General features: G+C 69.7%; 7 protein-coding genes. 4 read left to right on the top strand and 3 right to left on the bottom strand.

Annotated features, from left to right (window positions below; all coding sequences use genetic code 11):
* Both DMC61_RS05715 and DMC61_RS05710 read left to right on the top strand, forming a co-directional pair.
* Positions 1-792: an alpha/beta fold hydrolase gene (locus DMC61_RS05715; RefSeq protein WP_125687421.1), complete on the top strand. Its 792-nt coding sequence runs from the start codon at positions 1-3 to the stop codon at positions 790-792.
* The gene (locus DMC61_RS05710) at positions 793-1,935 is read left to right on the top strand and encodes a glycosyltransferase (protein ID WP_125687419.1); all 1,143 of its coding nucleotides are present in this window, start codon (positions 793-795) and stop codon (positions 1,933-1,935) included.
* Here DMC61_RS05710 and DMC61_RS05705 read toward each other — a convergent pair.
* Positions 1,932-2,939, bottom strand: coding sequence for a serine hydrolase (locus tag DMC61_RS05705; protein ID WP_233594713.1), 1,008 nt, complete (start codon positions 2,937-2,939; stop codon positions 1,932-1,934). The two genes, DMC61_RS05710 and DMC61_RS05705, sit on opposite strands and share 4 nt — an antisense overlap.
* A 133-nt stretch (positions 2,940-3,072) precedes the next feature.
* On the opposite strand from DMC61_RS05705, the gene ctaD reads away from it, so the two are divergent.
* A complete protein-coding gene (gene ctaD / locus DMC61_RS05700; RefSeq protein WP_233594712.1) occupies positions 3,073-4,827 on the top strand; it encodes a cytochrome c oxidase subunit I in 1,755 nt (584 codons plus the stop codon).
* Positions 4,828-4,850: 23 nt separating this feature from the next.
* Positions 4,851-5,384 (top strand): bifunctional nuclease family protein, encoded by a 534-nt coding sequence (locus DMC61_RS05695; protein ID WP_125687415.1) that lies wholly within the window; start codon positions 4,851-4,853, stop codon positions 5,382-5,384.
* Between the two features lie 77 nt (positions 5,385-5,461).
* On the opposite strand, the gene DMC61_RS05690 is transcribed toward DMC61_RS05695, so the two are convergent.
* Together DMC61_RS05690 and DMC61_RS05685 are read right to left on the bottom strand one after the other, a co-directional pair.
* Positions 5,462-10,951: a carboxyl transferase domain-containing protein gene (locus tag DMC61_RS05690; protein WP_125687413.1), complete on the bottom strand. Its 5,490-nt coding sequence runs from the start codon at positions 10,949-10,951 to the stop codon at positions 5,462-5,464.
* A 524-nt stretch (positions 10,952-11,475) separates the two neighbouring features.
* Positions 11,476-12,714: an HNH endonuclease signature motif containing protein gene (locus DMC61_RS05685; protein ID WP_233594711.1), complete on the bottom strand. Its 1,239-nt coding sequence runs from the start codon at positions 12,712-12,714 to the stop codon at positions 11,476-11,478.
* Positions 12,715-12,722 lie beyond the last annotated feature (8 nt).

Here is a 12,722-nt window from a genome sequence, read left to right as displayed (position 1 = left end):
ATGGCGAAGGTCAAGGTCGGCGATCTCGACGTCCACGTCCAGCGGCTCGGTCCGCCGGACGGCGCGGCGCCGGTCGTGGTGTTCGTCCACGGCCTCCTCACCGACAGCCTGGCGAGCTACTACTTCACGCTCGGGCCCGCCTTCGCGGCGCAAGGCATCGACGTCGTCATGTACGACCTTCGCGGGCACGGCCGCACGACGCGGCCCGCCACCGGCTACCGGCTGGAGGAGTTCGTCGCCGACCTCGACGGCCTGCTCACCGCACTCGGGATCGACCGGCCGGTGCACGTGGCCGGGAACTCGTTCGGCGGCTCGATCGCCTTCGGGCTAGCGGCTTCGCGTCCCGAACGCGTCGCCAGCGTCGTCGCCATCGAAGCGGAGCCACCGGTGCGGGCGTGGATCGGGCACATGGCCGAGGGGCTCGCCGACGCGAAGAACCGGCTCGCGCAAGACGAGGTGATCGGCTGGATCGCCGAGAACCACGGGGCGCACACCGCGAGGCTGTCGAAATCCGCGTACAAGATCCTCGCGGCCACCACGCTGGCGGAGGACATCCCGCTGAGCCGGACCATCGACGACGACCTCACGGCGGTCCGGTGCCCGGTGTTCGCGCTGTTCGGCGACCAGTCGGGACTCTCGGCGCAGGTTCCGGACCTGGAGGCGAACCTCGGCCACTGCCGCACCGTCGTGCTACCGGACCAGGGACATTCGGTGCTCGTCGAGCGCACCGCGGAGACGTCGGAACTGATCCTGGGCTGGGTCCGCGAACACTCGTGCGAAACGGCGGCCTGAGTGGGCAGATTCCTCTTCGTCACTCCACCGCTGACCGGGCACGTCAACCCCGCGGTCGGGGTCGCGGCCGCGCTCACCGCACGCGGGCACCGGGTCGCCTGGGCGGGGCGGCCGGAGGTCATCCGGCGGCTCGCCGGCGACGGTGCCGACGTGTTCCCGTGCACCGTGCCGCGCCGCCTGCCCGAACGCGACGCGAGCCTCAAGGGACCGGCGGCGTTCCGGTTCCTGTGGGAGGAGTTCCTGATCCCGCTGGCCGAGGCGATGGCACCCGGGGTCCGCGCCGCGATCGGCCGGTTCCGGCCGCAGGTGGTGATCGCCGACCAGCAGGCCATCGCGGGCGGTCTCGTCGCCGACGGGCTCGGCCTGCCGTGGGTGACTTCCGCGACGACGTCCGCGGAACTCGTCGACCCGTTGGCCGGGCTCCCCAAGGTGGCGGCCTGGCTCGACGACCTCCTCGACGGCCTGCGCGCGCGGATCGACGGCGGACCCGCCGACCCCAGGATGTCGCCGCACGGCGTGCTCGCGTTCACCACCCGGGAACTGCTCGGCCCGGCCGCGCTGCCGAGCCGGGTCCGGCTGGTCGGGCCGTCCATCGGCGGGCGCGCGCCCACCGGCGGCTTCCCGTGGGATTGGCTGGACCCGGCGGTGCCGACCGTGTTCGTCACCCTCGGCACCGCGAACGCCGACGCCGCCGGGGACTTCCTCCGCGCGGCCGCCAAGGGGCTCTCCGGGGTCGACGGGATCCGGACCGTCATCGCCGACCCCGGTGGTGGCGTGGGGCCGGTGGGGGAAACGGTGCTCGTGGTGCCACAGGTGCCCCAGATGGCGCTTCTGGCCCGCGCGGACGCCGTCGTTTGCCACGGCGGGCACAACACCGTCTGCGAAAGCCTGTGGCACGGGGTGCCGCTCGTGGTCTCGCCGATCCGGGACGACCAGCCGATCGTCGCCGGCCAGGTCGTCGACGCGGGCGCCGGTGTCCGGCTGCGGTTCGGCAAGGCGAAACCCGAACGGATCGCGGCCGCGGTGACCAGGGTGCTGGGCGATCCGGGCTATCGGTCGGCCGCCGAGAAGGTGGGCGCCTCGTTCCGGGAGGCGGGCGGGGCCGCCACGGCGGCGGACCACCTGGAGGCTCTGCTCGGCTAGGAGATCGCGGCCGAGACCTCGTGCAGCAACCGCCCGGCGTCCTCACCCCAGCGGGAGACGACGACGAGGTCGCGTTCGGGATCGACCCACAGCAGGTGCCTGCCGCCGTTCCCGCGGGCGCACCGGCCACTCGGCGGAGCGGCCGGGAAGACCCGCCGGCGGTCGTTGAGCCACCAGAGGTAGCCGTAATCCGGGTTGTGGTCGCACGGGCGCCAGGTGCGATCGATCCACTCGCGGCTGAGCAGACGGCGGCTGTCGTGTTCGCCGTCGCGAAGGTAGAGCAGGCCGAGCAAGGCGAGGTCGTCGGCGGAGATCCACAGGCCGCCTCCCCAGTGCGCTCCGCCGCTGACGACGGGAACCTCCTCGCCGTCGATACGGGTTGTCGCGCCGCGGTAGCCGTGCCACGACCAGGTGCCGGACGCGCCCATCGGCCCGAGGACGCCCTCCCGCAGCACCGAGGGCAGCGGCCGGGCGAACAGGCGGGTGAGGGCGAGGCAGAGCAGGTTCACCCGGACGTCGTTGTAAGCCCATCCGGCGCCCGGCGGGGCGTCCGGTGGTGCGCTTCCCGGACCGAGGCTCCCGGCGTCCGCCCACGCCGGTTTGCCCCAGAGCTCACCGTCCCATTGACTGGTCTGCTGGAGCAGGTGGTGCCAGGTGATCGCGCTCGCGCGCGGGCCCGTCAGTTCGGGCATGTCGAGCGTGTCGCGCACCGGCTGATGGACATCCGGGAGCAGCCCGCCGTCGAAGGCGAGACCCGCGACGGTCGACACGACGCTCTTGGTGGCACTGAACGCCATTTCGGGCACGCCGGGATCACCCCAGGACGCGACGCGTTCCCCGCCGTGGACGACCACCCCGCTCGCTCCGGAGCCGGGCAGTGCCGGCCCGATCACCTCCCGGTGGGAAACATCGGCTACCTGGGATTCCAGGTAGCTCTTCATATCCTCGATTCCCGGCGTGACACGCGCCTGCTGTGCCATCGAGGCGGCACGGATTACGGACATTTTCAAAGGACGCCCCCTTCACTCACCGTGTCCAGGTTCCTCTACTCGGCTAGCCCTTGAAAAGCGCGCGTGTAGGGACTCTCCTGGAGGGGTACCAGCCTTCAGAAGGTGTGTCCTCGTGCTGGGAGTCGCCATGACCGCCGTGAAGCCCTCTCCGCGACCGGAGGCCGTCCGCTTCGGCGGGCGGATCCGTGCCCCCAAGGGGAGTGCCTTCCTCAGCGTCGTCCGCACCACCGACCACAAGACGATCGGCGTGCTTTATATGAGCACCTCGTTCGGGTTCTTCCTCATCGGCGGCTTCATGGCGCTGCTGATGCGCGGCGAGCTGGGCAGGCCGGGAATGCAGTTCCTGTCGCAGGAGCAGTACAACCAGCTGTTCACCATGCACGGCCTGATCATGCTGTTGCTGTACGCGACACCGAATCTCTTCGCCTTCGCCAACTACATCCTGCCGCTGCAGATCGGCTCCCCGGACGTCGCCTTCCCGCGGCTGAACGCGTTCTCCTACTGGCTCTACCTCTTCGGCGGGCTGATGGTGCTCAGCTCGTTCATGACGCCGGGCGGTGCGCCCGACTTCGGGTGGACGATGTACACGCCGCTGTCCAACGCCGCGCACACCCCGGGCGTCGGCGCCGATCTGGTGATCATGGGCCTGATCGTGTCCGGGCTCGGCACGATCCTCGGCGCGGTCAACATGGTCACCACGATCCTCTGTCTGCGCGCGCCCGGGATGACCATGTGGCGGCTGCCGCTGTTCACCTGGAACATCCTGTTCACCACGATCCTGATCCTGGCGGTCTTCCCGATCCTCACCGCGGCGCTGTTCGGGCTGGAGGCGGACCGGCGGCTCGGCGCGCACGTCTTCGATCCGGCCAACGGCGGGGCGATCCTGTTCCAGCACCTATTCTGGTTCTTCGGGCATCCCGAGGTGTACATCGTCGCGTTGCCGTATTTCGGCATCATCACCGAGATCGTCCCGGTGTTCAGCCGGAAACCGTTGTTCGGCTACAAACTCATGGTGTTCGCGACGATCGCGATCACCGCGCTGTCCTTCGCCGTGTGGGCGCACCACATGTTCGCCACCGGCGCGGTGCTGCTGCCGTTCTTTTCCATCATGACCTTTTTGATCGCGGTGCCGACCGGGATCAAGTTCTTCAACTGGATCGGCACCATGTGGAAGGGGCAGCTCACCTTCGAATCACCGATGCTGTGGTCGATCGGGTTCATGGTGACGTTCCTGCTCGGCGGGCTGACCGGGATCATCCTCGCCGCGCCGCCGCTGGACTTCCACATCCACGACACCTATTTCGTGGTGGCGCATTTCCATTACGTGCTGTTCGGCACCATCGTGTTCGCCACCTTTGCCGGGATCTACTTCTGGTTCCCCAAGATGACCGGGCGGATGCTCGACGAGCGGCTCGCGAAGCTCCATTTCTGGACCACCTTCATCGGCTTCCACATGACGTTCCTCGTCCAGCACTGGCTCGGCAACGAGGGAATGCCGCGCCGCTACGCCGACTACCTGAGCTCGGACGGTTTCACCCTGCTGCACACCATTTCCACGATCGGCGCGTTCCTGCTGGGCGCGTCGGTGCTGCCGTTCATCTGGAACGTCGTCCGCAGTTACCGGTTCGGGGAGGTCGTCGAAGTCGACGACCCGTGGGGATACGGGAACTCCCTGGAGTGGGCGACGACCTGTCCGCCGCCCCGGCACAACTTCTTCGATCTGCCGAGGATCCGGTCGGAACGGCCGGCGTTCGAACTCCACTATCCGCACATGATCCCCCGGCTGCGCGCCGAGGGGCACACGACGCCGTTCCAGCGGCGTGACCGGCCCGCCCCGTCGGAGGTGGTGGCGGACAAGGCACTCAAGGACGACGACGCCTGAGGCGAGGGAATGAGGTACCGCGCATGATTTCGATGGACGTCGAGGGGATGGCAGTCCTGGCCCCGGAAGCGGCACCGGTGATGTTGCTGCGGGAACGGGACGGCGAGCGCCGCTGGCTGGCGATCACGATCGGCGGCCCGGAGGCGAGCGCGGTGGCGCTCGCGCAGGAACGGATCCGGCTGCCCCGGCCCGGCACGATCGAACTGATCGGCCAGGTGGTCGAGTCGTTCGGGCACCGGGTCACCGGGGTGCAGGTCACCGCGCTGCGGGACGGGATCTTCTTCGCGGATCTGGTACTCGATTCCGGAATCCGCGTCTCCGCCCGGCCGAGTGACGCGGTCGCGATCGGCTTGCGGGCCGGCGTCGGGATCGAGGTGGCGGACGCGGTCCTGGAGGTCGCTTCGGTGCGGGTCGAGATCGTGGGGGCCGGGCCGGACGCGGAACTGCCGACGGTGCCGTCCGACCCGGTCGCGCAGGAACGGGAGGTCGAGGAGTTCCGGGCGGCGCTGGACAAGATCGCGCCCGAGGATTTCGGGGACCAGCCGCCCACCGACTAGCCCTCCGGTGCCATGAAAGGTCCTTTCCTTGCAAAATTTGCAAGGAAAGGACCTTTCATGGCGCTCTAAAGGGAGGGCTACTGCTTGGCGAGGCCCGCTTCGATCGCTTCGATGATGCGCGGCCGCATCTCGGCGGCGCTGATGATCGCGTCCACCGAGCCGACCTTCACCGCGCGCTCGATGCTGTGCACGCCGTCGAACTCGGCCGCGACCGCGCCCAGTTTCTCGGCCCGCACCGACGACTGGACCTCGGCCAGCTCCGCGGCCAGCGCGGCGCGTTCGGCACCCACCGCCCCGCTGAGCTTCTCGGTGAGCGAGCGCACCCGCTGATCCGCCGCGGTCCGCGCGTTGACCTCACCGGCGAACACGACCGCCGCGGCGGGCGCCCCGCCGAGCACGGAGGCGAACGAGCCTTCCAGCGCCAGCACCGTCATGTTCGGGTTCAGCGCCTTCGAGAAGACCACGAACGCGCCGCCGTGGTATCGCGAGATCACGGTGAACACGATCGGGCCCTCGAAGTTGACGATCGCCCGGCCGATCTCCGCGCCGTACTCCAGCTGCAGCTTCCGCATCGACTCCGGCGAACCGTCGAAGCCGGACAGGTTCGCCAGCACCACCAGCGGCCGGTTGCCGCTGGCCGCGTTGATCGCCCGCGCCGCCTTTTTCGACGACCGGGGGAACAGCGTGCCCGCGGTGTAGGTGTCCGGTCCGTCGGTGGGCGGGAAGCCGCGGCGCGGCACCGAACGCGACTCGATGCCGAGCAGGCACACCGGCCGCCCGCCGAGGTGCACGTCCTGCACGGCCGCGGTCTCCGCGTCGGCCATACCCGGCCAGCGCTCCAGCACCGGGTGGTCCTGGTCCGACAGCGCGCGCATCACGGTGCGGATGTCGAACGGCTTCTTGCGGTCGGGGTTGGCCTCCCGCGAGAAGATCTGGCCGACCGTGGTGAAGTCGCTGTCGACGGCCGCGTGCGGGAACGACGAGATGTCCCGGTCGATCGGGTCGTTCGTGACCGCCTTGCGCGGACCGGGCTCGCCCGGTGCCACGTAAGTGTGGTCGTAGTGCGACATCAGCACGTCGCGTGCCGCGGCGAGGTTCGGCGCCCAGTACTGCGCCTGGCCGTTCGGGCCCATGACCCGGTCGTAGCCGCCGATGCCGAAGTTGTCCTCGGCCGAGACGCCACCGGAGAAGTCGAGGGACTGCTTACCGGTCAGCACCATCGCGGAATCCGGCGTCATCACCAGGATTCCCTTGGTGTGCATGAGCATCGTCGCTTCGGCGTTCCAGTACGGCTGGGCGCCGACGTTGATCCCCGCGACGACGATGTTGATCTCGCCGCCGTTCTGGGTGAAGTGCACGATCCGCTTGAGCGCGGCCGCGACCCAGTCCATGTTCTCGGTACCGGACTCCATCGAAATCCGCGCGCCCGCCGAAAGCGCGTACCACTCCAGCGGGACCCGCAGCCGCTCGGCGAGGTCCAGCGCCGCGATCACCCGCGAGCACTCCGGCTCCGACAGCGCGCCGAGCGCCTTCGTCGGGTCGCCGAGCAGCACCACGCGCTTGACGCCCTCCGGGTGACGTTCGGTCGGCGTGGTGACCACACCGGCGACGATCGCCGCCTTGTTGCGGCCCTTCTTCCGGTCGACCGGGACGAGGGTGTTCGTGTCGTCCATGTCGTACTCGGTGAACGAACCGAGCATCTCGGTCAGCTCGTACGGGTACACGGTGTCGCGGCGTCGGGCGCGCAGCACGTTCTGGCGGTAGTCGTCGAGCGGGAGTATCGGCTCGGTGGTGGGCTCGGACAGCGACATCTGCACGCCGCCGCTCACGTCGTAGCCGATGCGCACGGCGACCTCTTTGACCTCGCCGGTCGCGCGGTCGCGCTGCCTGCCGAGGAACTGGACCTCTTCGAGGCCCGCGCCCGCCGTCGACGGCTGCACCCGCTGGGCGACCGTGTCCAGCTCCTCGCCGGTGAGCTCACTGGTCGGCCAGACATACAGCATGATCCGGTTGGTGTCGAAGCGCTTCTTCGGCGGAAGCTTCGCCTGCACCTCGCGGATCGCGTCGAGGCAGCCCGCCAGCGTGCCTTCGACCGCGGGCAGGGCCAGCAGCTTGCCGTCGTTGTCCCGCAACGGGGTCAGGTCACGGACCTGGGCGAGCGCGACCAGCCGCTGATCCGACGGGTTCATCGGCGAGACGCACTTGAACAGGTACACGTCCTCGTCACCCGACGGCAGGCGCGTGAGGTCGAAGTTCGCCAGCCGCTGCAACTGCATCCGCTGGGCGATCAGGGGGTGCAGGCCGCGGATCAGCCGTTCCTCGCTGAATCCGGTCGAGGACGGGCGGAAGGTGAAGTGGTGGTGCATCACCGCACCGCCGTGCCCGGCGACCGTGGTGGTGATCCGGCGGATCCGGCTCGGCAGCGACTCGGCCGTCAGGACCTCGCGCAGCCCGGCGGCCATCGTGTCGTCGTCGGCCGACTCGTCGTCCCAGGTGAGGTACAGGTCCGCCTCGACGTCGGTGTCGGCGGGCAGTTGCGCGGCGAGGTCGGCGACCGCCTTGATCGCCCCGGGCAGCCCGGCGCGGTCGACGGCGGTGGTGACCATGTGGAACCGCTCGTTCGCGTCGGCGTAGTCGCCGGTGACGAAGGTGCAGCCGCCGACGGTCACCTGCTGCACATCGGTGAGCGAGCGGTTGCCGTAGTAGCGGCGGCTCAGCACCTCCAGCAGCGGGCTGTGATCGGTGCCGGGGCGGCCGATCCGCTGCCCGAGCAGGCGGACCAGCGGCTGTGCGCTGGCCAGCATGCTCGCGATCCGCTCGGCGCGGTCCGGCGAATCCGGGTGCAGGTCGAGGTGACGCAGGTGTTTGCGGACCTCGCTGTAGGCCTCGGCGCGGGTGCGGCGAAGCAACGGCTGGGCGAACCAGCGGAACACCACGCTGCGCGCCAGGTCGCCGACCACCGGGAAGCGGAGCTGGGTGGCGGCGATGAGCTGCTCCAGCGCCTTGCCCGCCGGTTCACGCATCGACTCGAACGGCTGCGGCTCGGTGAGCCACTGCCGCAGCAGCGCGGTGACGACCGCGACGTCGGACGAGGTGCGCTGCTGGGCGAGGAAGATGCGGAAGACCGCCTCCTCCAGCTCCGGCGTCCGCTCCAGATCCTTGATGCCGTAGTGCGCCAGCACCTTCTTCAGCTTGTTCTGGAACGACTCCGACAGCCCGGCGCGGTCGACGTCGAGGCTCTGCAGGTAGGTGTGGAAGAACTCGCGGGAGCTGTGCACCCGGGTGTCCGTCTTGGTGTCTTCGCGCGCCGGCTTGTTGCGCATCAGCTCGGAGAGGTCCGCGAACACGGTCAGCAGCTCGACCTCACCCTCCAGCGGGCGATCGCTGTTGCCGTCCAGTTCGGCGCGGGCAGCCAGGTACGTGCTGAGCGTGCGGCGCTCGTCGTGCGGGTCGACGTCGAAGCCGAGCAGGAGGCTGCGCAGGTCCTGCTGTCCCCGCGTGATCCGCTGTGCCGCGGACGTGCCGTCCGGCTCCGCGGGCAGCTCGATCTCGACGCTGCCGGTGTCCTCGGCGACCTCTTCGCCTTCTTCGGCCACCGGTTCGAGCCGCAGCAGGGGAGCGCCGGTCTCGACCTGGCTGCCGACCGAGACGACGCATTCACGCAGCTTCGCGCGGAACGGTGCGCGGAGCACCGTCTCCATCTTCATGCTTTCCAGCACCAGCACGGGCGCGCCTGCTTCGACCTCGGCGCCGACCTCCAGCGGGGTCGCGACGACGAGCGCGGGCGCGGGGGAGCGGACGACGCCGCCCTCGTCCCGGCTGATGCGGTGGGTGATGCCGTCGACCTCGACCAGGTGGATCGGGCCGTGGGTGCCGGTGACCAGGCGGAACCGGGTGCCGTTGACGGTGATCTGGCCGGTGTGCTCGTCGAACCGGTCGACCTCGACGTCGGCGGGGTGGATCTCGCCGCCGCCCGCCGAGACGCCGACGCGGAACCGGCGGTGGCCGATCCTGGCGACGCTCACGCGGTACGCGGCACCGCGCAGCTTGAGGTCGAGCGGACGGCCGCTCTCGTGCTGGACCTGCGGGCGGCCACCGTGCGCGGTGGAGAGGAGCCGCTGGCGCTCGACGGCTTCCTCGTCCTCGTACGCCTCGATGGCGGCGGCCGCGAGCGCGATCGCCGAATGGCGGTGGGTGACCAGCTTGCCCTCGCCGCGGACGCGGTCGATCCAGCCGGTGTCGGCGCTGCCGTCGATCACCTCGGGCTGGTCGAGCAGGTCGAGGACGAAGCTCTTGTTGGTCGCGCCGCCCTCGATGATGACCGTGGTCTGCGCCATCGCGCGGCGCAGACGGCCGAGTGCCTCGTCACGGTCGCGGCCGTAGGCGATGATCTTCGCGATCATCGAGTCGAAGTCGGCCGGGATGGTGTCGCCTTCGCTGACTCCGGTGTCGACGCGGATACCGGGGCCGGCGGGCAGGTCCAGGCGGGCGATGCGGCCCGGGGACGGCGCGAAGTCGCGGTCCGGGTCTTCGGCGTTGAGCCGCGCCTCGACGGCGTGCCCGAACTCGACCGGCTGGACGCCTTCGAGCTTGCCGCCGGAAGCGACGTGCAGCTGGGCCTTGACCAGGTCCATGCCGGTGGTCAGCTCGGTGATCGGGTGCTCGACCTGGAGGCGGGTGTTCACCTCGAGGAACGCGAACAGCTTGTCGCCGGGGTGGTAGAGGAACTCGACCGTCCCGGCCCCGCGGTAATCGACCGCGAGCGCGAGCCGCTCGGCGGACCGCTTGAGCTCGTCGGCCTGCTCGGGGCTGAGCACCGGGGAGGCGGACTCCTCGATGATCTTCTGGTTGCGGCGCTGCACCGAACAGTCGCGGACGCCGAGCGCCCACGCGGTGCCCTGGCCGTCGGCGATGACCTGGACCTCGACGTGCCGGGCGCCGGTGACCAGGCGCTCCAGGAAGACGACGCCGCTGCCGAAGGCGCGCTCGGCCTCCAGGCTGGTGCGCTCGTAGGCGTCCTTGAGCTCGTCGGCGGAGGTGATGACGCGGATACCGCGACCGCCACCGCCGGCGGTGGCCTTGAGCATCAGCGGATAGCCGATCTCGTCGGCGGCCTTGATGGCGGCGTCGAGATCCGCGACGGCGCCGCGGCTCCAGGGAGCGACGGGCACGCCGACCTCTTCGGCGATCAGCTTCGCGCCGATCTTGTCGCCGAGCTTGCGCATCGCGTCCGCGCTCGGACCGATGAAGGTGACGCCCAGCCGCTCACACAGCTCGGCGAAGGCCGGATCCTCGGCCACGAACCCCCAGCCGACCCAGGCCGCGTCGGCCCCGGTCTCGGTCAGCGCCCGCTCCAGCACGGCGAAGTCGAGATAGGGGCGCGCCGACGCGGGCCCGAGGTTGTAGCTGATGTCGGCTTCCCGCACGAACGTCGCCGACCGGTCCGCGTCCGTGAAGAGCGCGACGGTCTCGATCCGCCGTCCGGTCTCCGCCGAAAGCTCGCGGACGGCGTGGATGAGCCGCATCGCGGCTTCTCCGCGGTTGACGATGGCGACACGACTGAACACCGACTGAGCCTCCCAAGTGAGCGGCACCGTCCCGCCGGATCACGCGCGGGACAGTCTCCTGATACCTGTCTAACAGCCTGCCTCTTACCGGCCGGTACGAGAATGTCGCCGGTGGCGCATGCCGGGGGCCGGGGATTGTAGGAACCCGCCAAAAAGTGTCGTGGAACACCTAGCGGTGGGGCCGGATGACGTCATGAAGTGGACAACTGGCGGCTGGGGCTGCCGGGTGGGGTCGCGAGGTGTCACCGGGTGTTCACGCCGGTTTCACCGGGGGCGCTCGGGGTTGTGGCTGCCGGTGGTGGGGGTGGTCGGTTTTCGGCGACGTTGTTAGGGGGCGGGGCCTTGTCGTGCTGCGGTGGGTGCTGCCGGGGTTGGCCGCTTTTCGGCGACGACGGCCGAGGGTTGTCGGCCGACGAGTGAGGCGGCGGTCGGTCGATGGCTGTCGGAGGTGCGGCGCCGTTGCGATGCGCCGCGAGGGCAGCGGATGATCGAGCCGTTGCCGTTTTTCGGCAATCAGGCGGCGGTCAGAACGGTGGTGGTTCTTCGGCGCGGGGTTCGTGCAGTGGCGGTGGTGCGCTGTCGTAGCGCTGCCCGGTGGGTGTGGTGATGGTGAGAGTCCCATCGGAACCCAATGCGTAGTTCCAGCCCGGCTCGTCCTTCAGCCGATGGTCGCGGCGGCATAGATCGACCAGTTCCGTGTCCGCGGTGTGGCCACCGAATTGCCAGGGCAGCGAGTGGTCGAGGTCGCAGGCTTGGGCGACGCGGTGGCAGCCGGGTCTTCGGCATTCCCGGTCCCGGACCCGGACGAATTCGTCGAGTCCGGCGGTGGGCCGGTAGCGGTCGCGTCCGAGGTCGAGGACTTGTCCGGAGAGTGGGTCGGTGATGATCCGCCGCAGTACGGTGTTCGGTCCGCCAGCGATCTCCCGGGCCAGTGACGCCGGGATGTGGCCGTGTCCGGCCATCTCGGCGGGGTCGTCGTTCAGTCCGAGGTAGGTGTGCAGGTCCATGTAGAGGAACACTTCGGATCGTTCGCTCTTCCCGCCCTGGCCGCCCAGCAAGAGATCGAGGGCGACATCGGCACGAAGCTGATCCAGGGTGCGTGTCTCTCCGCCGGCCCGCAGGGCGCGGGCTTCGCGGTCGATGCGGGTGTAGGCGGCGGCCACTTTCTCCACGGGGCCGTCTTCGACTTCGATGGAGGCCACTCCGGTCTCGCCGTGGCGTACCGAGAGACGGCGTCCGCCACGATTCCGCTCGGCCCGGCGGGAGGCGCCGTCGCGGTCGGCCATCATCGCGGCGTGGTTGGCTGCTTTCCGGATTTGGTCGGAGTTCCGGTCCGGCAGACGGTCTTCCAGGACGGCGTCCACCGCGCGGGCGTCGTCGTCGGAGAGCCACGCAGTAGCGGCAGCGACTTTCATCGCCCCATAGCCGCCTACCTTTCCGGCATCCAGCAACCCGAGGGTGCGGGGCAGTCGGGTGGTCAATGCCTGGGCGGTGGAGACCAAGCCGGCAGCATGACCGTCCACAACGGACAGAGCGAGCGCGACCTCCTGCGCCACGCTGGGGGCGCCGTCGCGATGTCGGCTCAACCGGCCTAATGCGCGGAACCGGACGGCCTCCAGGCGTGCGATTCCTTCCGTAGCTGCGAGAGCGGCATCCACGGCATCGTTGTCTCCCAACGTATCCAGTGAAGCATTGACCTCCCGAAGAGCTTCCAGTGAGGTGATTTCCTTGAGTAGCGCCACAGTGGCGTTGAGTGTGTCCACACGCAGAA

This window comes from Amycolatopsis sp. WAC 04169, from assembly GCF_003947535.1.
Lineage (GTDB): Bacteria > Actinomycetota > Actinomycetes > Mycobacteriales > Pseudonocardiaceae > Amycolatopsis > Amycolatopsis keratiniphila.
This window is presented reverse-complemented; position numbering and strand designations above follow the sequence as displayed.

Excerpts from the sequence above, each read along its gene's own strand:
- DMC61_RS05705 (WP_233594713.1), bottom strand. The coding sequence starts at position 2,939 with ATGTCCGTAATCCGTGCCGCCTCGATGGCACAGCAGGCGCGTGTCACG.
- ctaD (WP_233594712.1), top strand. The coding sequence starts at position 3,073 with ATGACCGCCGTGAAGCCCTCTCCGCGACCGGAGGCCGTCCGCTTCGGC.
- DMC61_RS05715 (WP_125687421.1), top strand. The coding sequence starts at position 1 with ATGGCGAAGGTCAAGGTCGGCGATCTCGACGTCCACGTCCAGCGGCTC.
- DMC61_RS05695 (WP_125687415.1), top strand. The coding sequence starts at position 4,851 with ATGATTTCGATGGACGTCGAGGGGATGGCAGTCCTGGCCCCGGAAGCG.